Origin of the sequence: Terrirubrum flagellatum, assembly GCF_022059845.1 — a bacterium.
Lineage (GTDB): Bacteria > Pseudomonadota > Alphaproteobacteria > Rhizobiales > Beijerinckiaceae > Terrirubrum > Terrirubrum flagellatum.
Genome location: NZ_CP091851.1, coordinates 2,007,242 through 2,030,917 on the forward strand (window position 1 = coordinate 2,007,242; position 23,676 = coordinate 2,030,917).

Here is a 23,676-nt window from a genome sequence, read left to right on the forward strand (position 1 = left end):
CTCACAGCTCCTTGCGCACATCGACGATGCGCGTCAGCGCCGCGATGATCGCGAGCGTCGCGCCGAGCAGGATCACGGCGTTCGCGGCCGCAGGCGGAAATTGCAGAGCGCTCAAGCGCGTCTCGATGATCTTGCCAGCGGACGCGATCTGCTGTCCGCCCATGACGCCGATCGTGATGAAGTCGCCCATGACGATGGTGATGACGAAGATCGAGCCGATCACGATGCCGGGCTTCGCGAGCGGGATGACGATATGGCGCAAGGTCTGCCAGCCCGAAGCGCCCTGATCATAGGCGGCCTCGATCAGTCTTTTGTCGATGCGCGCCATAGAATTGAAGATCGGCACCACCATGAAGAAAGTGTAGAGGTGAACGAACGCGAGCACGACCGAGAATTCTGAAAAGAGCAGCCACTCCAGCGGTTGCGGCGTCAGCTTCATCGCCATTAACGTTTGATTGACCAACCCGTTGCGGCCCAGCAGCGGAATCCATGAGATCATGCGGATGACGTTCGAGGTCCAGAATGGAATTGTGCAGATGAGGAACAGCACCATCTGCCAGGTCATCGAACGCACATGGAATGCGAGGAAGTAGGCGACGGTGAAGCCGATCAGCAGCGTCAGCAGCCAGACGAGGAAACAGAACTTCACCGTCGAGAGATAGGTCTTCAGAATCGTGCAGAGCTGCGGGAGCTGGTCGTAGCAACCCTCGAACGTCTCGACATAGCCGCGCGTCGTGAAGGTCGGAAGGATTTGGTAGTCATCGTAATTCCAGAAGCTCACGACCACGACGAGCGCGAGCGGAATCACGAAGAACAAGAGAAACACAAGCGCCAGCGGGCTGACCTGCAGCCATGCCGGGGGCGCCCAGCCTGCGGCGCGCGCTGTCTTTTCCATGGAGGCGGACATTGGAGACAGAGCCGCCGCCGGTCCGTGAAGACGCGGCGGCGCTTTTCCCGTTGTGGTCAGATCAGGCGGCGATGAACTCGTTCCACTTGCGGACCATGTAGTCGTTCTCGTCCATCACGGCGTTCCAGCAGGCGACACCGCCCATTCGCTCCTCGTAAGAGCCGCCGTCGCGCACCGAGCCAGCCTTCTCGAGCAGCGTGCCATCAGGCGCCTTGATGTCCTTCTCGGCAGGCTTGCCTTCCATCCAGTAGGCCCACTCGTAGGGCTCCATCTTCGACTTCGCGGTATCCAGAACGGCCGCATAGTAGCCTTGGCGGTTGAGGTAGGCGCCGGCCCAGCCATCAAGGAACCAATTGACGAATTCGTAGACGAGTTCGCCCTTCTTGCCGGTCGCGGCCTTCGACGCGGCGAAACCCGCGGCCCAGGCGCGATAGCCTTCCTTGAGCGGCTGGAAGGTGCAGGCGATGCCCTTCGAACGCACCGCGGTCACGGCCGGCGACCACATCGACTGGATGACCGTTTCGCCCGAGGCCATCAGATTCACGCTTTCGTTGAAATCCTTCCAGAAGGCGCGGAACTGGCCTGACTTCTTGGCCTCGGTCAGGATCTTCATGGTGAGATCGATCTCGGCCTTCGTCATGTTGCCCTTGTCGGCGTATTTGTGCTTGCCGGTGGCTTCGACGACCATCGCCGCGTCCATGATGCCGATCGAGGGAATGTTAAGGATCGCGGCTTTGCCCTTGAATTCGGGGTTGAGCAGTTCGGCCCAGGAATTGATCGGGCGCTTGATGAGGTCGGGACGGATGCCGAGCGTGTCGGCGTTGTAGACGGTCGGGATCAAGGTCGCCCATTGCGTCGGGCTCTTCGCGAACTTCGTCGACTTTTCGCCTTCAAGGAACATCACCTTCTTCGGGGCCGTGCCCTGGTCGCCGATCTTCTTGCCGCTCGGCAGCTCACCCTTGGTGAAGACGGGCGTGATCTTGTCGAAATTCTTGATCTTCTTCGCGTCCATCGCGAGCAGATTGCCCGAGGGCACGAGCTTCTTCAGGCTGAAATATTCGGTGTCGACGACGTCGTATGAACTCGGCTGGGTGATGACGCGCTTGGTCACGTCATCGGTAGTGACGGCGATGTATTCGATGGTGATGCCCGTATCTTCCTTCACCTTCTTGGCGATGTCGGCCGACTGGTTCACCGCGGTGCCGAGATAGCGCAGCACCTTCGGCTCCTGCGACCATACCGCGGGCGCCGCGAGAAAACTCTGCGAGCCGATGGCCGCGCCGGCGGCGCCAGCCTTCTTCAGCAGCGATCGCCGCGATATCGCGGACGATGGGGACCGATGCTTCTCCGTCATGACACGCCTCCTTGCGCTTACTTGAACGTGATGATCTCAACTTGCCGCGGCGAGCGGCCGCGCCTCGCGCTCGGCCCAGCTCACGAACACGGCGTCGCCGGCCTGATAAGGCGACTTCTCGAACGCCTCGTCGCTGAGGATCGCGAGCATGTCAGGCGCGTCGGGCGCATCGAGCGCGAGTTGGATCTGCGCGCCCTGGAATTCCACGCCGCTGACCTTCGCCGCAATCGCAGACGCTCCGGCCTCGTGCGAGAGCGTGAGCTTGTCGGCGCGGACCGCGATCTTGCCCGCCGGCGTTGCGATGACGTTGTGGCCGCCGATGAAGCGGGCGACGAATTCGGTGAGCGGCTTGTTGAACATGTCGCGCGGCGAACCCGCCTGCTCGATCTTGCCGGCGTTCATGATGACGGCGACGTCAGCGAGCGCCATCGCCTCGTCCTGGCTGTGGGTGACATGGACGAAAATAATGCCGAGCTGGCGCTGCAACCGTTTCAGCTCCGCCCTCACCTTCAGCCGCAGGAACGGGTCAAGCGCAGAAAGCGGTTCGTCGAGCAGGAGAATGCGTGGCTCGGTGATCAGGGCGCGGGCGAGCGCCACGCGCTGCTGCTGACCGCCCGAAAGCTGCGACGGCAGGCGCTCGGCGTAGCGATCCATGGCGACCAGCGCGAGCATGTCCATCGCCCTCTTCCGCCGCGTCGCCTTGTCGACGCCGCGCATGCGCAGGGAGAAGGCGACGTTGTCGACACAGTTCAGATGCGGGAACAGGGCGTAGCTCTGGAACATCATCGCCGTGCCCCGCCTCGCGGGAGCCAAGTCCGTGATGTTGTCGGGGCCGAGGATCACGTCGCCTTCGGAAACGGTCTCGTGGCCGGCGATCATGCGGAGCGTCGAGGTCTTGCCGCAGCCGGAGGGGCCCAGCAGGCAGCAATAGGACGCGGCCGGAATGCGCAGATCGATCGCATCGACCGCCACCGTGGATCCATACCGCTTCGTGACTTTGACGAGTTCGAGCCCGACGCCAGCCAATTCAGATCGCCTCTTATTTGGGCAATTGAAAGCAATCGCTGTGCCATCCCGCGGGACTTTCGGGTGCTCTCAGCCCCACTTTTCCTGTGCGCCTGCGCCCGATTGACGCGCCACCGTCATCCATCCAGCTCGCCCGCGTGTAGCGCTAGGGAAGACCGGAGGGCTTCGCACATGAGCGAAAAGTATGCGATCGTCTGGTTCAGGAACGATCTGCGACTGGGCGACAATCCGGCGCTGGCGGCCGCGGCGCGATCAGGGTTGCCGCTTCTCTGCCTCTACATCCGCGACGAGGAGAGCGCTGGACTGCGCCCGCTCGGCGGCGCGGCGCGATGGTGGCTGCACGGCTCGCTCGCCGCGCTAGAGGCCAATCTCGAAAACCGTGGCGCGGGGCTGACCATTCTCGCGGGCGGCGCGCTTCCTATCTTCGAAGGTCTTGCCGCATCCGGCGCCGCGGCTCGCGTGTACTGGAACCGGAGATACGGGGCGGCGGAGGTCGCGTTGGACAGCGCCATCAAGACGATGCTGACCGAGAAGGGGGTGGCCTGCGAGAGCTTCAACGGGTCGCTGCTGCACGAGCCGTGGGAGGTGACGACCTCGGCAGGCATGCCAATGAAAGTATTCACGCCGTTCTGGCGCGCGGCCCAGAGCAAGCGAGAGCCCGCGTCGCCGCTGACTGCTCCGAAATCATTGAAGGGCGCAAAGCCACTCAAGATAGGCGGACTGAAACCCGTCTCGCTTGCATCACTCAAGCTCGAACCGACGAAGCCCGACTGGGCGAAAGGCTTCCACGAATATTGGACGCGCGGCGAGGACGGAGCCCGCGAACGCCTCGGCGATTTCCTCGACGAATCTCTCGACGGTTACACGGATGGGCGTGATCGGCCGGACAAATCAGCCACGTCCCGCCTGTCGCCTTACCTGCGTTTCGGAGAGGTCTCGCCCCGCCAGATATGGAGCGCGGGGCAACAGCATGTGCTTTCCGACCGCGGCGGCGAGAGTGATTTCGGCAAATTCGCATCCGAGCTCGGTTGGCGCGAATTCTCTTATCATCTGCTCTTTCACCATCCCGATCTCGCGACGAAGAATTTCCAGCCGCGCTTCGACGAATTTCCGTGGGTGGAGAATGAAGCGCATCTCGAAGCCTGGCAGCGCGGACGCACTGGCTATCCCATGGTCGACGCCGGCATGCGCGAACTCTGGGCTACCGGCTGGATGCACAACCGCGTGCGCATGATCACTGCGTCGTTTCTTGTGAAGCACCTGCTGATCGACTGGCGCGAAGGCGAGCAGTGGTTCTGGGACACGCTTGTCGACGCCGACCCCGCCAACAATCCGGCGAGTTGGCAGTGGGTCGCCGGCTCCGGCGCCGACGCCGCGCCCTATTTCAGGATCTTCAACCCGGTGCTGCAGGGCGAGAAATTCGATCCCAAGGGCGACTATGTCCGGCGCTGGATTCCCGAGATCGCGAAACTTCCCGATAGCGTGATCCATGAGCCCTGGGAGGCGTCCGCAGCGCAACTCAACGCGGCCGGCGTCGCGCTCGGCAAGACCTATCCGAAGCCGATCGTCGATCACGCCGCCGCGCGCGAGCGGGCGCTCGCCGCTTTCGCCGCGACGAAGGGCACGGAGCCTCCCATTCCCAAACGGACTCGCCGCTCATGAAGATCGCCATCATCGGCTCCGGCATCTCAGGTAATGCGGCGGCTTGGGCGCTGGCGACAAGCACGCGGCATGACCTCACCATCTATGAGAAGGGGTCAACGATCGGAGGCCACAGCGCAACTGTCGACGTCGACTATGACGGACGCCGGATTCCAGTCGACACAGGTTTCATTGTCTTCAACGAATTGAACTATCCGAATTTCCATGCGCTGCTGACGTTGCTCGGCGTGAGGACCCAACGCTCCGACATGGGATTTTCGCTCTCGTCGCGTGGCGGCGCGTTCGAGTGGGCCGGACGCGAAAAGAATGTCATCGTCGGTTTTCTCGCGCGCAAACGGAATCTCATTTCGCCGAGGCACTTCCACATGCTCTATGAGATGTTCCGCTTCAACCGGCAGGCGATCGCCGATCGCAAGGCGGACCGGCTGGGGCGGCTTTCGCTGCACGCCTATCTCGACACGCATAAATTCTCACAACGTTTCCGGCGCGACTATCTCCTGCCCATGGCCGCCGCAATCTGGTCGATGCCGATGGCGCGCATCCTTGACTTTCCCGCCGCGAGCTTCGTCGCCTTCTTCGACAATCATCGGCTCCTGCATTGGACGCGGCCCTCCTGGCGCACGATCAGTGGCGGCAGCCGGGAATATGTCGCGGAGCTGATCACGCCATTCCGCGATCGCATTCGGCTCAATTGCGGCGTGACGCGCGTCATACGCCACGATCTCGGCGTCGATGTCGCGGATTCATCGGGACGCCACGAGCGTTTCGATCATGTCATCATCGCCGCGCACTCGGATCAGGCGCTCGCGATGCTTGATGAGCCGACGCCGCTCGAACGTTCGGCGCTTTCTGCGATCGCCTATCGCGACAACGACGTCTATCTCCATCGCGACCCGAGACTGATGCCGAAGCGGCGCGCCGCGTGGGCGGCCTGGAACGTCATCGACACCGGCGAGCCTGGAGCAAGTCCCTCCGTGACCTACTGGATGAACGCGCTGCAGAATATCGATCCATCCCGTCCGCTCTTCGTCAGCCTTAATCCTCCTGTCGAGCCCGAGCCCTCGCTAGTGTTCGGACGCTACGTCTATGCGCATCCGCAATATGATTCCGCAGCGGTCGCGGCGCAGCAGAAGCTCGGCGCGATCCAGGGCCATGGCGGCGTCTGGTATTGCGGCGCCTGGACCGGCTACGGCTTCCACGAGGACGGTTGTTCGTCGGGCCTTGCGGTCGCGGAACGCCTTGGCGCGCGCGTTCCCTGGCGCGGCGCGACGTCCGCGCCGGCGCTCGCAATCGCGGCGGAATGATCGTGAGCAGCGCGCGCTTTCATCCCCCTGTCGCCGCGGTCTCGCTCTACCGCGGCGAGGTGATGCATGCGCGGCTGAAGCCATTCGGCTATCGCTTCGCATACCGCGTCGCAACAATCCTGATCGATATCGACCGGCTCGAAGAAGCGAAGAAGGCTTCGCGCCTTTTCTCCGTCGGCCGCTTCAATCTCTACGGTTTCGACATCCGCGACCACGGCAAGGGCGACGGCTCCAGTTTGCGCGCCCATGTGGATGAGGCATTTGCGCAGGCTGGCCTAGCGGAACCTCCGACGCGCGTGCTGCTGCTTTGCTACCCTCGAATCCTCGGCCGCGTCTTCGATCCGCTCTCGGTCTATTTCGCCTATGACGCACGGGATGAGCTGGTTGGAGTGATCTATGAGGTGCGCAACACATTTGGGCAGCGCCACTCCTATATCGCGCCTGTGCGCGCGGGCGAAATGAGCGAAGCGGGATTGAGGCAGGAGCGCGACAAGCTTTTCCATGTCTCGCCGTTCCTGCCCATGAATCTCCGCTATCGTTTCAGACTGCGTCCGCCTGCCGAAAATGTTGCGATCCGTATTCTTGAAATCGATGCGCAAGGCCCCGTGCTGGCCGCGACATTTCATGGGCGGCGCGAGAAGGTTTGCGCTGCAACACTCGTCTCGGCCTTCGCCGCCATTCCGTTCCTGACGATCAAGGTGATCGTCAGCATCCATTGGGAAGCGCTGAAGCTCTGGATCAAGGGCGCGCGCCTGTTCGCCCGACCCATTCCTCCCGCCCCATTGAGCATCGAAGGAAAAGGCGCCTATTCTGACGCCATCGGCGCGATCGCGTCCTCGACGTCGCCATGCGGCGAAACGGCGAACGCAGAACGGCGCGCCGCCTGAGGCGACGGGGCGACCATGACGTCAGGCGACACGACATCACCCGCTGGCGTTGTCCCGCGCGACATGCCGTTCACGGCGCGGCTGGCCTTCAGCTACGCCAAAGGCATCCAGCGTGGACGTCTCGACGTCGAATTGCCTGACGGCCGCAAGCTTGCGTTTCATGGCCGCGAGCCCGGTCCCCACGCGCTGATGCTCGTGCGCGACTGGGGCTTCGCTCGCCGCATGGTGGCAGGCGGCGATATCGGGCTTGGCGAAGCCTATATGCGTAACGAATGGGACAGTCCCGACGTCACAAAATTCCTCGAGCTGTTTTGTGTGAACCATTCAGCGATCGAGACGATGCTCGACGGCCGCTCGATCATTCGCTGGTGGCAGCAGTTCCGGCACTATCTCAACCGTAACACGCACAGCGGATCGAAGCGCAACATCCACGCCCATTACGATCTCGGCAATCACTTCTATTCGGCGTGGCTCGATCGCACGATGACCTATTCGTCGGCGATCTTCGCGCCAGGCGACAATGATCTCGCGAGCGGCCAGACGCGGAAATATCGCGCGCTCGCCGAAGGCGTTGATCTCAAGCGCGATCATCATGTGCTCGAGATCGGCTGCGGCTGGGGCGGATTCGCCGAATATGCGGCGAAGGAGATCGGCTGCAAGGTGACGGGTCTCACCATCTCGCAGGAGCAGTTCGATTTCGCGCGGCGGCGCATGCAGAAGGAAGGTCTGAGCGACAAGGTCGAGATCAAGCTGCAGGACTATCGCGACGAGACAGGCGTCTATGACCGCATCGCATCGATCGAGATGTTCGAGGCGGTCGGCGAGAATTACTGGCCATCCTTCTTCAGTCAGATGCGCGACCGGTTGAAGAGCGGCGGGTTTGCCGGCGTGCAGGTGATCACGATTCAGGAAAAGCTTTTCGAAAGCTACAGGCGCGAGATCGATTTCATCCGCCGCTATATCTTCCCTGGCGGCATGCTGCCAACACCAACCATCATGCGCCAGCTTGGCGAGAAGTTCGGCGTACCCTTAAAAGACGAACGCGAATTCGCACTCGATTATGCGCAGACGTTGTCGGCCTGGCGCGAGCGCTTCTTCGCCGCGTGGCCGCAATTGCTGCCGCTCGGTTTCGATGAGCGTTTCAAGCGCATGTGGAACTACTACTTCTCCTATTGCGAGGCCGGCTTTCGCTCGAAGAATATCGATGTCAGGCAAATGGTGTTCGGCAAACCTAATTAGGCTTGCTGCGCTTCCAGCCCGTGATCGCGGCGACGACGGGAAAATAGAGCCGATAAGGCAGCGCGCTGACAAATTTGACGATCAGCGCCATCGGCCAGGGAAATGCGATCTCGAATCCGCCGCGTGCGAAACCGCGAACGACGCGTTCGGCGGCGTCCTCTACGGTTAGAAGGAACGGCATCGACGTGTTGTTCCGGCGCGTCATCGCAGTATCGACGAAGCCGGGATTGACGATCTGGATCGTGACGTTGTTGCGATCGCCGTCGAATTTCAGGCTCTCGGCGAGATTGATGAGCGCGGCCTTTGAAGCGCCATAAGCGGCGGTTCGCGGAAGGCCGCCATAACCGACGAGCGACGCGTTGATCGCGATCTGCCCGTGCTGGCGCGCAATCATCAAAGGCAGAAGACCGGCCAGCCCCTCGACGACGCCACGCACGTTGACCGCGTATGTCGCGTGAAACGCGTCGGCGTCGATCTCGGTGTTTCTGCTCGCGGAACCAACGCCGGCATTGAAGAAAGCGAGCGCGATCGGACCATATCGGGCCTCGATCTCATCGGCGGCTACGCGAGTCGCTGCGGGATCGCCGACATCGAGCGGAAATGTGATGATCTTTCCGGCTGACGCTTCCGCGACGAGTTCGGCAAGCGCCTCCGCGCGCCGTGCAGAGACTACGACGGTGAAACCGCGCCTTGCGAGCGCCAGCGCTACCGCGCGGCCGATGCCGGAGCTCGCGCCAGTGATCCAGACGACGCCGTCGCCGGGTTGGGCGCGATAGGAACTCAATTGAACTGAGCGCGAGAGGCCGCCGCTCTCACCACATATCGAGCGCGGCGCGGGCCATGTCGGACATGCGCGACTGATCCCATGGCGGGTCGAAGGTCATGTCGACCTTGACGCCGGAGACGCCCTGAACAGCGCCAACGGCGTTCTCGACCCAGCCTGGCATCTCGCCAGCGACCGGGCAGCCCGGCGCAGTCAGCGTCATGTCGATCGTGACGAACTTCTCATCGGAGATATCGACCTTGTAGATCAGGCCGAGTTCATAGATGTCGGCCGGGATTTCAGGGTCGTAGACCGTCTTCAACGCGGCGATGATGTCGTCGGTCAACCGGTCCAGCTCTTCCGGCAGGATGGCGCTCGCGGAGGCGACGTCAGGGCGGTTCGGCTCGGCGACAGCGGTATCGGCAGTCATTGCGGCTCCTTATCCGAACAGCGTTTCGGCCTTGCGCAATGCATTGGCAAGAGCGTCGACCTCCTCCAGCGTATTGTAAAGGCCGAACGAGGCGCGACAGGTGGACGTCACCCCATATCGGGCGAGAAGCGGCATGGCGCAATGGGTGCCGGCGCGGACCGCCACGCCGGCCCGGTCGATGACGGTCGCGACGTCATGGGCGTGGGCTCCCGCCATCTCGAAGGAGACGATGGCGCCCTTGTCCCTCGCCTTGCCGAAGATGCGGATGGAATTCATCTCCCCCAGCCGCTGATGGGCGTAGTCGCGTAGCGCCCGCTCATGGGAGAGGATGTTCTGACGGCCGAGCGCCATCATATATTCGAGTGCGGCGCCAAGTCCGGCGGCTTCGATGATCGCAGGCGTGCCGGCTTCGAAGCGATGGGGCGGGTCGTTATAGGTCACTGTGTCCATGGTGACCGTCTCGATCATCTCGCCGCCGCCTTCGAAGGGCGGCAGGACGTCGAGCCACTTCTTCTTGCCGTAGAGGACGCCGATCCCGGTCGGACCGTACACCTTGTGGCCGGTGAAACCGTAGAAATCGACATCGAGGTCCTGCACGTCGAGCGGCAGGTGAACCGCGCCCTGCGCGCCATCAACCACGACGGGAACGCCGCGCGGCTTGCAGAGCGCGACGATATCCTTCAGCGGCGTCACCGTGCCGAGCGCGTTCGACATATGCGTGATCGACACGACCTTGGTGCGCGGCGACAGGAGCTTCTCGAACTCGTCGAGCAGGAATTCGCCTTCATCATCGACCGGCGCCCACTTGATCACGGCGCCATGCCGCTCACGCCAGAAATGCCAGGGCACGATGTTGGAATGATGCTCCATGATCGAGAGGATGATCTCGTCGCCCTCGCCGATCTTGAGATGCCGCCCGAGCGACGACGCCACGAGATTGAGCGAACCCGTGACAGAGCGGGTGAAGATCACCTCTTCTGTCGACTTCGCATTAACGAAGCGTCGGGCGCTTTCGCGCGCCGCTTCATACGCCTCCGTCGATGCATTCGCGAGGAAATGCAGCCCGCGATGCACGTTGGCGTAGTTGTTCTCCATCAGATGCGTCATCGCATCGATGACGGCGCGCGGCTTCTGGGCCGATGCGCCATTGTCGAGATAAACGAGCGGCTTGCCATAGACCTGCCGCGACAGGATCGGGAAATCCCGCCTGATCGCGTGGACGTCGTAAGGTTTCACCGGCGCGTTCATCAGATCAGATCCTCGCCTTCAGCCAGTCCTCGACGCGCGCGACCAGCGCTTCGCGCAGACCTTCATGCCCGATCGGCTCGATCGTCTCGCCGACGAAAGATTCGATCATCAGCGCTTCGGCCTGCTTGCGCGTGATGCCGCGCGCCATGAGGTAGAACAGGAGATCATCATCGAGCGCGCCGCAGGTCGCGCCATGAGCGCACTGCACGTCGTCGGCGAAAATCTCGAGTTCCGGCTTGTTGTTCATCGCCGCATCATCGGACAGCATCAGTGCATTCGAAGCCATGCGGCCGTCGGTCTTCTGCGCTTTCTGCCGGACAATGATCTTGCCCTGGAACACGCCGGTCGCGCCTTCATCGAGCACGGTGCGGAAGAGCTCGCGGCTTTCGCCGCCGGGTTCGACATGATCGACCAGCAAGGTCGCATCCGCATGCTGCTTGCCGCGCACGAGAGTCGCGCCGCGGATCGACGCCTTGGCGTCGCGGCCGCCGAAGGTCGCGAACACCTGATAGCGCGAAGCGGCCGCATTCGCCGACATGTTCAGCGACGAAAGGTTCGCCTCCTGACCAAGCCAGACGGCGAGCGACGACAGCGAAAGCGCGACATCGCCGGTCTCGTCGAGACGGATATGCTCGACGGTCGCGCCGTCGCCGACGACAAGCTCGACAAGGCTGGCGATCTGATTGGCGACGCCCGCAGGGCCATGGATATGCTCGACCAGCGTGAGTTTTGCGCCGGCTTCGACAACAACCAGAACCCGCGGATAGATAGACAATGGCGCGTCGGCCGCAATTGCGAAATCAAGCAACAGCGGCGTTTCAACGTCGCCTTTCACGTCGATGACGGCGCCGTCACCGACAAAGGCCGCGTTGAGTGCAAGGATCGCGTCATCGCCGCCGAGCTTCACAGCCTTGCCGTACCAAGTCTCGACGACCGCATCCTTCTTGGCGAGCGCGTCTTTCAGCCGGGAGACGGAGACGCCAGCGGGAACACCCGATGCGTCTCGATACCAGCCATTGACGAAGGAGAGGCGCCCGGCGTCCGCGATCAGAAGCGCCTTCTTCTCAAGGTCGCCCGTGGGCTCCGGCGCCAGCGGCGCTGCCTCGCGCATCAGCGCACGCAGGTCGGTATATTTGTATTGCTCGACGCGGCGATGCGGCAGACCCTTCTCACGAAGCGCGGCGAACGCTCGTTCGCGCGCGAGATCGACAGGGCCGCCGCCAAGCGACGCTTTGGCCTCGGGGAAGCGCGAAATCAGCGCTTCCTCCGCAGGATTGCGAAGGACGGTGAGGTTCGTCATCGTCACGCCGCCTTCGGCGAGAACTGCGCGTAGCCGCTCTTTTCGAGCTCATGCGCCAATTCCTTGCCGCCGCTTTTCACGATGCGGCCCTGCGCCATCACATGCACCGTGTCGGGCGTGATGTAGTCGAGCAGGCGCTGATAGTGCGTGATCACCAGGAACGCGTGCTTGGGGTCGCGGCGCGCATTGACGCCGGCCGCCACGATTTTCAGAGCGTCGATATCGAGGCCGGAATCCGTCTCGTCCATGATCGACATCTTCGGCTCAAGCAGCGTCATCTGGAGAATCTCCATGCGCTTCTTCTCGCCGCCGGAGAAACCGACATTGACGGGACGTCGCAGCATGTCGCGCGCGATGCCGAGCTCGTCGGCCGCGGCATTGACGCGCTTGACGAATTCCGGCGTTGTGAATTCGTCCTCGCCGCGCGCCTTGCGCTGTGCGTTCATCGCCGCCTTGAGGAAGGTCATGGTGGCGACGCCGGGAATCTCCAGCGGATACTGGAACGCGAGAAAGAGCCCCTTCGCGGCGCGCTCGTTCGGCTCCATCTCGAGAATGCTCTCGCCGTCGAGCAGAATGTCGCCCTCGGTGATCTCATAGTCCGGCTTGCCGGCGATCACGTAGGACAACGTCGATTTGCCGGAGCCGTTCGGCCCCATGATGGCGGCGATCTCACCCGCCTTCACAGTGAGCGAGAGGCCGTTGATGATCTGCTTGTCTTCGTCGGCGATCTTCACCGAGAGGTTCTTGATTTCGAGCATTTTTCCGTTCCGATATTCGATGCCTGCCAGAGCGCCGGTTTGATCCCTTTCAGGGCCGCCAGCGCCAATCTCCATCCGTCTTCCAATAGGCGATCGCTGTCAGCACAGCGACGAGGATCACGACGGTCAGACCCCACCACAACCAGTTCGCCGCGCTCGCGCCTCCGCCCTTGCCGAGGATTGCGAAACCGCTGAACGCAACGAGCGCCGCGAAGATCGCCACCAGCGCCCAGCCTTCCCACGAAGATGGCGTCGCGCCGTAGCCATAGGATTTCGGCCTGAACCAGTACTGATTGCTCATCGTTGCTCCCCCCGCGTTGACTTCGTCCCGCTGGGGTTCGCGATTGCGCTTCAGCCGACGCTGCCCTCCAGACTGATCTGAATCAGCTTTTGCGCTTCCACCGCGAACTCCATCGGGAGCTGCTGCAAAACTTCCTTGACGAAGCCATTGACGATGAGCGCCGTCGCCTCCTCAGCGTCGAGACCGCGCTGCAGGCAGTAGAAGAGCTGCTCTTCCGACACCTTGGAGGTCGTCGCCTCATGCTCGAAGACCGCGCTGGCGTTCTTCGACTCGATGTAAGGCACCGTGTGCGCGCCGCATTGGTCGCCGATCAGCAGCGAGTCGCAATTGGTGAAATTGCGCGCGTTCGACGCCTTGCGATGGGCCGAAACAAGACCGCGATAGGTGTTGTCGGAATGGCCGGCCGCGATGCCCTTCGAAATGATCCGGCTTGTCGTGTTCTTGCCGAGATGGATCATCTTGGTGCCGCTATCCACCTGCTGGCGGCCGTTCGAGATCGCGATCGAATAGAATTCGCCGCGGGACTCATCGCCCCGCAGGATGCAGCTCGGATATTTCCAGGTGATCGCCGAGCCGGTCTCGACCTGCGTCCAGGAAATCTTCGAGCGCGCGCCGCGGCAGTCGCCGCGCTTGGTCACGAAATTATAGATGCCGCCCTTGCCGTCCTTGTCGCCGGGATACCAGTTCTGGACGGTCGAATATTTGATCTCGGCGTCTTCGAGCGCGATCAGTTCGACGACGGCGGCGTGAAGCTGGTTCTCGTCGCGCTTCGGCGCCGTGCAGCCTTCGAGATAGCTGACATAGGAGCCCTTGTCGGCGATGATCAGCGTGCGCTCGAACTGGCCGGTGTTGCGCTCATTGATGCGGAAGTAGGTCGACAGCTCCATCGGGCATTTCACGCCCGGCGGGACATAGACGAACGAGCCGTCCGAGAAGACCGCGCTGTTCAGCGTGGCGAAGAAATTGTCGGTCACGGGTACGACCGTGCCGAGATATTTCTGCACCAGTTCAGGATGATTGTGGATCGCTTCGGAGATCGGGCAGAAGATCACGCCGGCCTTGGCGAGTTCCTCCTTGAAGGTCGTCGCGACGGAGACGGAGTCGAACACTGCGTCGACCGCGACCTTGCGCTCCTGCACGCCTTCGAGGATCTCAACCTCGCGCAGCGGGATGCCGAGCTTCTCGTAGGTCTTCAGAATTTCGGGATCGATCTCGTCGATCGATTTCGGCGCCGGGTTCGATTTCGGCGCAGCGTAGTAATAGGTCTCCTGATAATCGATCGGCGGATAATGGACGCGCGACCAGGTCGGCTCCTGCAAGGTGCGCCAGCGGCGATAGGCGTCGAGCCGCCAGTCGAGCATCCATTGCGGCTCGCTCTTCTTGGACGAAATCAGGCGGACAATGTCCTCGGAGAGCCCTTTCGGCGCTTTCTCCATCTCGACATCGGTCGAGAAGCCCCACTTGTACTGATCGACGTCGATCGCCAACACCTGATCGACGGTTTCCTTGACCGCTGGCATTCTACTTTCTCCTGACCTCGCCGGGTTCAAGGCCCGGGCGGTTGGGACGCGGCGGCGTCAGGCCGCGCGTCGGTTCTTCCTCTCAGATAGTCCCTGAATCACATTTGCGAAGATGGCGGCGAAGCGTTCCACCTCCGCGTCTGTCGTAGACCAGCCGAGGCTGATCCGGATCGCGCCTTCCGCAAGCGCGGGGGCGACGCCCATCGCGTCGAGCACATGCGAGCGCCTGACCTTCCCGGAGGAGCAAGCGGCGCCCGAGGAGAGCGCCACGCCGGCGAGATCGAACGCCATCAGCAGCGTCTCGGCTCGCAACCCGGGAATTGCAACCAGGCTGACGCCCGGCAGCCGCGGCGCGGCGTCCGCGAAGACGGCGAGATCGGGCGCGGCGCTCCGCATCGCCGATTCGACGCGGCTGCGCCAGTTGTCAAGCCGCGCGCCAAGCGACGCCGCCTCTCTGGCCGCCTCCTCGATCGCAGCGCCCATAGCGACGATCCCGGCGACATTCTCGGTGCCCGAGCGCCTGCGACCTTCCTGTCCCCCGCCAGCGATAAACGGGCGTTCGCTGCGCAGCCGCTCGCCGTTGAAGACAATCGCGCCGACGCCCTTCGGCCCGCCGAACTTGTGCGCCGACAGAACGGCGGCCGCCGCGCCGCTGGCGGCGAGATCGAACGGCGCGCGACCGATGATCTGGGCGGCGTCGACGATCAGCGCCGCGCCGACCGCGTCGCAGAGTTTTGCGATTTCGGCAATTGGTTGGAGCGCGCCAGTCTCGTTGTTCGCGGCCTCGACGGCGACCATCACGGGCGCGAACAGGCCGTCGCCGCGGAGTTCGGTCAGGCAGCGCCCGAGACGGGCAATATCGATGACTCCGGAGTCGCTTACGGAGATCGTTTCAACCGATTCGGGAGCGAAACCGTGCCCTTCCAGAGCAGCGACATGCGCCGTAGCCGAGATCAGAAGCCGCTCGATGCGACTCGGACCCGTTGTCGGCGTCATCGCCGGGCGAAGCAGCGTGTTCAGCGCTTCGGTCGCGCCTGATGTGAACACGACATCCTGGGCGCGGCCGCCCACGGCTCGGGCGACCTGTTCGCGCGCTCGTTCTATCGCAGCGCGCGCAGCGCGGCCCTCGGCATGGATCGACGAGGGATTGCCGGGCAGGGAGAACGCGCGCACTAACGCCTCGGCGGCCGCGGGACGAAGCGGCGTCGTGGCGTTATGATCGAAATAGAGGCGCTCCTGATGGAGGCGTTCCTGCCCGCGCATCTCTGGCTTGCCTGACCTTGTCCTTCCTGCGGGTTTTACTTGCCTTGGACCCGTCGGATCGTGCTAACGAGCGCCGCCCGATGCCGCTTCCGCCGAAGTCTTGCAACCTGATTGCGCGTATATATCTAGATATGCACGCATTCCGTGTCCGCTAGAACTATTCTAAGGGTATTTCGGCCAAGGGGCGTATGAAGTCAAGCGAACCGCCATCGGGTTTGCGGCGGCGCACAACCGGAAGTTCAGCAGCAATGCCTGAGGTTATTTTCAACGGTCCCGACGGTCGGCTGGAGGGGCGCTATCACCCCGCCAAGAACAAGGGCGCGCCGATTGCTCTGTTGCTGCATCCGCACCCGCAATTCGGCGGGACGATGAACAACCAGATCATCTACAACCTCTACTATCTCTTCGCCGAGCGCGGCTTTTCGGTGCTGCGTTTCAACTTCCGCGGCGTCGGCCGCAGCCAGGGCGTGTTCGACCATGGCGCGGGCGAACTTTCGGACGCCGCGGCGGCCATGGACTGGGCGCAGCAGCTCAATCCGGATGCGCGCGCTTGCTGGATCGCAGGCGCGTCCTTCGGCGCCTGGATCGGCATGCAGCTCCTCATGCGCCGGCCGGAGGTCGAGGGCTTCATCTCCATCGCCGCGATGGCGAACCGCTATGACTTCTCATTCCTGGCGCCCTGCCCCTCCTCCGGCCTGTTCGTCCATGGCTCGGAAGATCGGGTCGCGCCGGCGAAGGACGTGATCAGCGTGATCGAAAAGGTGAAGACGCAGAAGGGAGTCGTCATCGAGCATGAGACGATCGATGGCGCGAACCACTTCTTCGAGAACAAGGTCGACGACCTCGTCGGCGTCGTCGGAACCTATCTCGACCGGCGCCTTGCGAACATCGTGCCGCGCAAGCAGGGCAGCCGGAGAAGCTAAACGGGGTTTGCGCGCAAGAGAGCAGCGCCGCGCCCGTGCATCATGCGGGCGCATTCACTGACCCGATCGCCGCATGAGATTGGCGCGGCGAAACAAGGCTGAACATATGTCGACCTTCACGCCGAGATCCGACTTCCTGCGGACATTGCAGGAGCGCGGCTTCATTCATCAATGCTCCGATTTCGAGGCGCTCGACGCGCTCGCCGCGAAAGGCGAGGCGATCGCCTATGTCGGCTATGACTGCACGGCGAAGTCGCTGCATATCGGCAACTTCCTCACCATGATGATGCTCTACTGGCTGCAGCAGAGCGGCAACAAGCCGATCACCCTGATGGGCGGCGGCACCACCATGGTCGGCGATCCCTCCGGAAAGGATGAGTCGCGCGCGCTTCGCACGATTGAGGAGATCGAGGAGAACAAGGCGAGCATCCGTGGCGTCTTCGCCAAGGTGCTGCGCTATGGCTCCGGCCCAAGCGACGCCGAGATGCTCGACAATGCGGAGTGGCTGACCAAGCTCAATTACATCGAGATGCTGCGCGACATCGGGCGGCATTTCTCGGTCAACCGCATGCTGACGATGGATTCGGTGCGGCTGCGCCTCGAGCGCGAGCAGGAGATGAGCTTCATCGAGTTCAATTACATGATCTGCCAGGCCTACGACTTCGTCGAACTGTCGAAGCGCGTCGGCTGCCGGCTGCAGATGGGCGGTTCGGATCAGTGGGGCAACATCGTCAACGGCGTCGATCTCGGCCGCCGCATGGGGACGCCGCAACTCTTCGCGCTGACGACGCCGCTTCTGACCACCGCTTCAGGGGCCAAGATGGGCAAGACGGCGCAGGGCGCGGTGTGGCTCAACGCCGACCAGTTCAGCCCCTATGACTTCTGGCAATATTGGCGCAACGCCGAGGACGCCGACGTCGCAAAGTTCCTCAAGCTATTCACGATCCTGCCGATGAGCGAGATCGCGCGGCTGGAAGCGCTGCAGGGATCGGAGATCAACGAGGCGAAGAAGGTTCTCGCGACCGAAGCAACGGCGCTGCTGCATGGCCGCGACGCCGCCGAACAGGCGGCGGAAACCGCGCGCAAGACGTTCGTCGAGGGCGTCGCTGCGGAGACGCTGCCAACGGTCACGATCGACGCCGAGACCTTCAAACATGGCGTCGGCGTGCTCGCGGCTTTCGTCTCGGCGGGCCTTGCCGCGTCGAACGGTGAAGCGCGGCGTCTCGTCAAAGGTGGCGGCCTGCGCGTCAACGACGTCGCGGTGTCGGATGATGCGCTGAAGCTGACGCCGCTCGATCTCAACGCCGAAGGCGCGATCAAGCTGTCGCTCGGCAAGAAGAAGCATGTGCTTCTTCGGCCGGAATAAGCGCTATTGATTTGACTGCACGGGAGCAGGCGGGATGCGTCCCGCCTGCCCTTCCTCGCTCTGCTTGCTGAATTCGAGGAAGCGGCGGAACACGCCGGGGGTCAGCGCCGAAAGCGGATTCACCGCGACGCTCGGCTGCGAGAATGTGCCGCTGACCTTGAAATTGACGCCGAACAATCCGCCATATTGGCCGCCGCCGAGGATCATGCCCACCACCGGCACCTGCGCGAAGGCGTTGTTGAGCGCGTAAGCTGGAACATAGGTTCCCGTTACATCGATGCGATCACGTGGCGCGTCGACGATGCCCTCGAACTCGACGCCGAGCACAGGCCCCCACATCACGCCATCGCGCACATCGATGCGGCCCGCATTGCGCACGAAATTGACGCGCACTTTTTCGAACTCGACTTCGCCGCGCGCCGCAGCGACGGCGGCGCGATTGAGGCCGCCATTGTCGGCAGTCGTCGCAGGCTGTTGCCCCGCAGCCTGCCGAAGCGCCGGCTCGTTGCGCAAGATGAAATCCTTCACGACGAGTTCGCCATCCTGGCGGCCTTCATTCGCAGCGATGTCGATGTTGAGGCGGCCGCCGATCATGCGACGATAGAGATCATTGAAGCGCATGAAGGCGCCGGCGTCAGCGGTTTCGATCAACAGCCGCGCCTGGCCGTCGCCACGTCGCGCCAGCGTCCCCCGGATATCCGCCTTCCCGAAACGACCCGTAAGTTGAAATTGCTTTAGTTCGCCGCCGCGCTTGGCCGTGCGCATCTCGACATTAGTGACGGCCTCGCCATTGAAGCCCGTCACGATCGCGGATTTCAGATCGACCTCGATGTCGAGCGACTCCGCCGGCGCCTCGCGCTGCGGGTCGTAGATGCCCTTGACGAGCGGCCGCGCATCGATGTTAGCGCCACGGATCGTGAGCTTTCCGGTCGTCCCGACGCGCTCCCATTCGATGCGCGCCTCGTCGCCGGGAGACAGCCGCGCCTGCGCGAATTTGGCAAGCTTGACCGAATTATTGGCGGCGAGAGTCACGACGCCCTTCAATTGGAATCCCTGACTCTCCGCCGAAAAGTCCTGCAGTTCGACATCGGTGTTCTTGAGCGACGGCGCGTAGGAGAAGGAGATCTTGCCGGGCCGTCCGGGCGCCTTCGTCCAGCCCGGCACGAGATTGTTGACGGTCGCGCGCGTGAGATCAATTTCGACTCGCGCCGCATTGTTCTGGCCGCCGAGGCTGCGCATCATTTTCACCGGCACCGGTCCCGCGAGTCCCGGCGTGCTCGGAAGGCCGCGCTTTTGCCGCGACGCATCGTCGGTGGTCACCGTCAGGCTTGCGTCGCCGACTCCGGCGCTCGAGCGCTTCACGTCGATAACCGCGGGCGCGCCCGAGACGCGTCCCTCTCCTTTCAGCGCTAACTCGCCGCGCTCAAAGGTCAGGAATGCGCGGACATCAGTGAGCGGATCATTCGGGATGGCGCCCTCGATCGTCGCTCCATTGATTGTGCCGCCCATGGCGACGACCACGTCTTCGATTTTAAGCGGCGTATTGATCGGGAAGCTCAACACAGTCCTGATGTCAGCCGTTCCTTTCACGACATCGAGGCTGTCGCCGACATCAGTGACGCGTTTGATCAGCGGCGTCTCAGTCAAGTCGAAGGCGGCGTCCGCTGGTCCTTTTACCCGAAATTCCACGCGGCTCGGGCCCGGCCCGTTGGTGTAGTCGCTGGTGAATTTCGCTTCGGTGGCGACGACGCGCGTCTTCGCCGGCGTCTCAACCACGATCGTCGGCGCCGTCACCGTGACGTCGCGCCCATCGATCCGGCTTTGCGCGATATCGATATCGAGAGACGGAAACTCCGGCAGCGGCGCGTAACGGACTTTCGACATCGCGATGTCGAGATCGATGCCGTCGCGCGGCATCTGCCCCTGCTTCCGCATGGCCGCCCAATAGGCCGCGTCCATCCTGAGGCGCAGAACGAGCCGGTCGAGCTGCCCCTTTTCGAGGTGCTGCAACATGTAGGCGCGCGCTTCCCAGGCGGCGAATGACGGCCAGAAGGAAAGCGCGATCACGGCATCCATCTGCGAGGCGGACAGCGACGTCGTCCAGACGCCGCCCGACGCGTCCGGAGTATATTTGCCGTCGCCGCGAAATTCATATCCGGCGCCGCTGACGATCCAGGACGGGATGTTGATCACGCCGTCGCCAATCCAGGCGGCGCGCCCTTCGATGCGATTGATCGCGATGGGCTGCGCGCCGGCGCGCACGGAACGGACCTGGCCCTTGCCGGATGCGATCTCCACCTCCCACGCTGCGTTTGCGTGAGAGATGATCTGGCCGGCGATTTCGGCATTCATCGCATCTGTCGCGATCGCCGCACGCTCTATTGTGGTGGTGCGCGATTCCGCGTCCCAAGCACTCCGGAGTTCGAGGCCACTAAGCACTGTCTCTTCCGGCGCGCCGGGCAGGATCGCAAGCTTGCCGGCCTGCGACTTCACATCGGCGGCGACAGCCTGCGGCTCGCCCGCCTCGTCCAGCAGGATCGATATATGGCCGGCCAGCGCCGCGCCGCCATCGATCGCTTTCACCGGCAATCTCAGCATCTGCCCGGCGTCGGCGAGCGAGAGGCCGCTGAAATCGAACTGCATCCTGTCAGCGGCGCGCGCGTCGCGGGACGCCACGAGAGAAACTTCGCCTGATGGCCCCTGCGCGCGCACCGACAGGCGGCGGCCGACGTCAGCCGGATCGAGATCGATTGCGATATTTTCGTATCTGAGCTGAACGCCGCGAGAGGGATCGTCGACGGTGAGCTTGCCGTTGCGCAACGCGATCCGGCTCAATCCGCCAAGGCCGAGATCCTTTCCCGACAAGGCCGCCGCCACAGAGGCGACCACGCCGCGCCAGTCGCTGGCGCCTGACGTCTGCTCGCCGGTCGGCTGGACGGCGGAGAAGACGATCTGTCCGCCGCGATCCAGAACCAGCCGCACTTCGACGTCATGCAACTCGATCTGCCGCATGGCGGCGCCGCCGAAGATGAGAGTCCAGAGATCGAATCCGATCTCGGCCCGCGGCGCGCCGACGACGGTCTTGCCGCCGACATCACGCAGCGCGAACCCGTCGAGCACAAGCTTGGGGCCGTCGTCGGTCTGCCGGACCGATGCAGATCTGAGCGCGACATTGGCGCGTCCGCCGGTCGCCTGTTCGATCACCCCGACGAGCCTGTCGCGCACCCATTCGACGGGGAGCCGGCCGGCCGCGAATCGCCACAGCCCATAAGCGGCCGCCACCGCCACGATCGCGCCGATGACGCAGCCCTTCAGGCAGAGCACTCCGAAGCGACGCCATCCCGCGCGGCGCGGCGGCCGAATTGTCGCGGGGAAAGGAGCCGTCTCTGCTGTATGCGTCAAATGGATCACCGAATCCGGTCGCTGGGCGGCGAGTCGCCCTGCCCGCGGCTGGAACGACAACTGCAATAACGAAGCTTCACGCCGGACAAAATGCGGCCGGGAGCCTTAAGACAAGCGAAAGAGACGAAAGGAAGGCGTCATGGCAACCCTGCCCGCAGTGGGCGACAAAGCGCCGGACTTCGAGCTGCCGAGAGACGGCGGCGGCTCCGTCTCGCTGGCGGATTTCAGAGGTCGGAAGCTCGTCCTTTATTTCTACCCCAAGGACGATACGCCGGCCTGCACCGAGGAGGCGATCGCATTCAATCGCCTGAGGGCGGCGTTCAGGAAGGCCGGCGCCGAGTTGCTGGGCGTATCGGCCGACAGCCCGAAGAAGCATGACCGGTTCAAGAAGAAGCATGACCTCTCGCTCCCTCTTGCATCGGACGAGACAACCGAAATGCTCCAGCGTTATGGGCTCTGGGTCGAGAAGAGCATGTATGGCCGCACCTTCATGGGGATCGCACGCACGACGATTCTCATCGGGCCGGACGGCCGAGTCGTTCGAATCTGGGAGAAGGTTAAGGTCGAAGGCCATGCCGAAGAGGTGCTGGAGGCCGTAACGGCGGGCTGAACGCAACGTTTTCCGAGCCTTCCGGCAAGCGCAGGCCCGCCGTACGGCTTTATTAACCTTAATGCTTTCACATGAAGCCGCGTGACTTGGAGTTGTCGCGGTTCATGAGTCTCCACCAGCGTTCCCTGCGGCGCGCGCCCGCTCCCATCGATCCGCCGGGCACGGTCCGGATCAGGCGCCGCGCGCTCTATGCGGCGACTGCGATGCTCGCCTTCACCAGCGTCTGGAGCGTCGGCGTCACCGCTTTCGTCTTTTTCCGCGACGATCTTTCCGCGCGCCTGATCGCAAGGCAGGTCGAGAATCAATACGCTTATGAGGAGCGGATCACCGCTCTCAAATCCCATGTCGACCGGCTCGCCAGCCGACAGATGATCGATCAGGACAGCGTCGAGGCGCGGGTCGCCGAGCTGATGAGCCGGCAGTCTCAGCTCGAGACCCGGAGCGCCATGGTGGCGATGCTGGCGCAAAGCGTCGGCTCCGACGGTGGGACGACGCAGGCCCGCAAGACCATGCCGGAATCGCCGCTTCTGACCGCGGGGGCGCCGGACGCGCGCCAACCTGTAACGCCGCCAACCGTCACCTCGTTCGCGCCGCTAACCCCGCGCCCGCTTCCGGTGTTCGATGAGCCGCTGCGCGGCGGCGACGGATTGCGGCCCTCGAATGACGCCGTCAAACCGGACGCCAACGAACCCCTGAAGCAGCGGGTCTCTTCACTTGGTCGGTCGCTGTCCACGATGGAGAAGCAGCAGCTCAGCGCGCTTGATCAGATCGAATCGCAGTCGCGCGGCAAGGTGCAGCGCCTGCGCAGCGTGATGGCTGAAGCGGGCGTCGATCCTGACCGCGTCGCTCCGTCGCCAGCGGCCGCTACGAGCAATCCCATGGGCGGGCCGTTGGTGCCGCTCTCCGCTTCCGATGCGCAGAATTTCGACGTCGCGCTCTTGCGCGCGCGCCAGATCGTGCAAACAGCTCAGCGCCTGACCAAGGCGTCGCGCTTTCTGCCGCTGCGCCATCCGCTCGGCCATCCCGCCGATGTGACCTCGCCCTTCGGCGTGCGCAACGATCCCTTCCTGCGCGGCTATGCCATGCATACTGGCATCGACTTTCGCGGCGATTATGGCTCGCCCGCGCGCGCCACCGGCGCCGGCGTCGTCACCAAGGCGGAATATACCGGCGGCTACGGCAACATGGTCGAGGTCGATCACGGCAACGGGCTCGCGACGCGCTACGCGCATCTCTCCGCGATCCTCGTTAGCGAAGGCCAGAAAGTGGACGCCGGTGCCGTTGTCGGGCGAGTCGGATCGACCGGACGTTCGACCGGCAATCACCTCCACTACGAGGTGCGCGTCACCGGCGATGCGACCGATCCCAACAAGTTCCTGAAGATCGGCGGGCGCAACCGCGATTTGCTGTAAC

The 23,676-nt window shown here is 63.3% G+C and carries 20 protein-coding genes; 8 read left to right on the forward strand and 12 right to left on the reverse strand.

Annotated elements, in window-relative coordinates; genetic code table 11:
* Nucleotide 1: 1 nt before the first annotated feature.
* The 3 genes from L8F45_RS09775 to L8F45_RS09785 all read right to left on the reverse strand — a co-directional run bounded on the left by L8F45_RS09775 (nt 2) and on the right by L8F45_RS09785 (nt 3,287).
* Nucleotides 2-895: an ABC transporter permease gene (locus L8F45_RS09775; RefSeq protein WP_342362681.1), complete on the reverse strand. Its 894-nt coding sequence runs from the start codon at nt 893-895 to the stop codon at nt 2-4.
* A 73-nt stretch (nt 896-968) separates the two neighbouring features.
* Entirely contained in the window at nt 969-2,261 is a 1,293-nt protein-coding gene (locus L8F45_RS09780) for an ABC transporter substrate-binding protein (protein WP_342362682.1), read from the reverse strand.
* 36 nt (nt 2,262-2,297) lie between these two features.
* On the reverse strand, nt 2,298-3,287 hold the full coding sequence (locus L8F45_RS09785) for an ABC transporter ATP-binding protein (RefSeq protein WP_342362683.1): 990 nt from the start codon (nt 3,285-3,287) through the stop codon (nt 2,298-2,300).
* 171 nt (nt 3,288-3,458) lie between these two features.
* Here L8F45_RS09785 and L8F45_RS09790 point away from each other — a divergent pair, with 171 nt between their 5' ends.
* From L8F45_RS09790 to L8F45_RS09805, 4 genes are read left to right on the forward strand one after another with little or no spacing between them, the layout of a single operon-like run.
* Nucleotides 3,459-4,949, forward strand: coding sequence for a cryptochrome/photolyase family protein (locus L8F45_RS09790; protein ID WP_342362684.1), 1,491 nt, complete (start codon nt 3,459-3,461; stop codon nt 4,947-4,949).
* Entirely contained in the window at nt 4,946-6,253 is a 1,308-nt protein-coding gene (locus L8F45_RS09795; protein WP_342362685.1) for an NAD(P)/FAD-dependent oxidoreductase, read from the forward strand. The genes L8F45_RS09790 and L8F45_RS09795 overlap by 4 nt, the downstream gene beginning before the upstream one ends.
* Nucleotides 6,250-7,140, forward strand: a complete 891-nt coding sequence (locus L8F45_RS09800; RefSeq protein ID WP_425329997.1) for a DUF1365 domain-containing protein — start codon at nt 6,250-6,252, stop codon at nt 7,138-7,140. Before L8F45_RS09795 ends, L8F45_RS09800 begins: the two co-directional genes overlap by 4 nt.
* A gap of 15 nt (nt 7,141-7,155) precedes the next feature.
* Nucleotides 7,156-8,379, forward strand: a complete 1,224-nt coding sequence (locus L8F45_RS09805; protein ID WP_342362686.1) for a class I SAM-dependent methyltransferase — start codon at nt 7,156-7,158, stop codon at nt 8,377-8,379.
* On the opposite strand, the gene L8F45_RS09810 is transcribed toward L8F45_RS09805, so the two are convergent.
* Genes L8F45_RS09810 through L8F45_RS09845 form a run of 8 tightly spaced genes read right to left on the reverse strand, consistent with a single transcriptional unit; the run spans nt 8,372 to nt 15,962 of the window.
* The gene (locus tag L8F45_RS09810; protein ID WP_342362687.1) at nt 8,372-9,163 is read right to left on the reverse strand and encodes an SDR family NAD(P)-dependent oxidoreductase; all 792 of its coding nucleotides are present in this window, start codon (nt 9,161-9,163) and stop codon (nt 8,372-8,374) included. The genes L8F45_RS09805 and L8F45_RS09810 overlap by 8 nt on opposite strands.
* A 28-nt stretch (nt 9,164-9,191) precedes the next feature.
* The gene (locus L8F45_RS09815; protein ID WP_342362688.1) at nt 9,192-9,572 is read right to left on the reverse strand and encodes an SUF system Fe-S cluster assembly protein; all 381 of its coding nucleotides are present in this window, start codon (nt 9,570-9,572) and stop codon (nt 9,192-9,194) included.
* Nucleotides 9,573-9,581: 9 nt separating this feature from the next.
* Complete coding sequence (locus L8F45_RS09820; protein ID WP_342362689.1) at nt 9,582-10,820, reverse strand: cysteine desulfurase; 1,239 nt, start codon at nt 10,818-10,820, stop codon at nt 9,582-9,584.
* A 4-nt stretch (nt 10,821-10,824) separates the two neighbouring features.
* Nucleotides 10,825-12,120 (reverse strand): Fe-S cluster assembly protein SufD, encoded by a 1,296-nt coding sequence (sufD, locus tag L8F45_RS09825; protein ID WP_342362690.1) that lies wholly within the window; start codon nt 12,118-12,120, stop codon nt 10,825-10,827.
* Nucleotides 12,121-12,122: 2 nt separating this feature from the next.
* A complete protein-coding gene (gene sufC, locus L8F45_RS09830; RefSeq protein WP_342362691.1) occupies nt 12,123-12,878 on the reverse strand; it encodes a Fe-S cluster assembly ATPase SufC in 756 nt (251 codons plus the stop codon).
* 49 nt (nt 12,879-12,927) lie between these two features.
* Nucleotides 12,928-13,179, reverse strand: coding sequence for a hypothetical protein (locus L8F45_RS09835; protein WP_342362692.1), 252 nt, complete (start codon nt 13,177-13,179; stop codon nt 12,928-12,930).
* A 50-nt stretch (nt 13,180-13,229) separates the two neighbouring features.
* Nucleotides 13,230-14,699 (reverse strand): Fe-S cluster assembly protein SufB, encoded by a 1,470-nt coding sequence (sufB, locus tag L8F45_RS09840; protein WP_342362693.1) that lies wholly within the window; start codon nt 14,697-14,699, stop codon nt 13,230-13,232.
* A 57-nt stretch (nt 14,700-14,756) separates the two neighbouring features.
* Nucleotides 14,757-15,962, reverse strand: coding sequence for a cysteine desulfurase family protein (locus L8F45_RS09845; protein ID WP_342362694.1), 1,206 nt, complete (start codon nt 15,960-15,962; stop codon nt 14,757-14,759).
* 248 nt (nt 15,963-16,210) lie between these two features.
* On the opposite strand from L8F45_RS09845, the gene L8F45_RS09850 reads away from it, so the two are divergent.
* Together L8F45_RS09850 and tyrS are read left to right on the forward strand one after the other, a co-directional pair.
* Complete coding sequence (locus L8F45_RS09850) at nt 16,211-16,885, forward strand: alpha/beta hydrolase (protein WP_342362695.1); 675 nt, start codon at nt 16,211-16,213, stop codon at nt 16,883-16,885.
* A gap of 106 nt (nt 16,886-16,991) precedes the next feature.
* On the forward strand, nt 16,992-18,251 hold the full coding sequence (gene tyrS / locus L8F45_RS09855; protein WP_342362696.1) for a tyrosine--tRNA ligase: 1,260 nt from the start codon (nt 16,992-16,994) through the stop codon (nt 18,249-18,251).
* A 3-nt stretch (nt 18,252-18,254) separates the two neighbouring features.
* On the opposite strand, the gene L8F45_RS09860 is transcribed toward tyrS, so the two are convergent.
* A complete protein-coding gene (locus L8F45_RS09860) occupies nt 18,255-21,575 on the reverse strand; it encodes an AsmA-like C-terminal region-containing protein (RefSeq protein ID WP_342362697.1) in 3,321 nt (1,106 codons plus the stop codon).
* Between the two features lie 217 nt (nt 21,576-21,792).
* On the opposite strand from L8F45_RS09860, the gene L8F45_RS09865 reads away from it, so the two are divergent.
* Both L8F45_RS09865 and L8F45_RS09870 read left to right on the forward strand, forming a co-directional pair.
* On the forward strand, nt 21,793-22,263 hold the full coding sequence (locus tag L8F45_RS09865; RefSeq protein ID WP_342362698.1) for a peroxiredoxin: 471 nt from the start codon (nt 21,793-21,795) through the stop codon (nt 22,261-22,263).
* A 104-nt stretch (nt 22,264-22,367) separates the two neighbouring features.
* Nucleotides 22,368-23,675 carry a M23 family metallopeptidase gene (locus L8F45_RS09870; protein ID WP_342362699.1) on the forward strand — a complete coding sequence of 436 codons (1,308 nt, stop codon included), beginning with the start codon at nt 22,368-22,370 and terminating at the stop codon, nt 23,673-23,675.
* Nucleotide 23,676 lies beyond the last annotated feature (1 nt).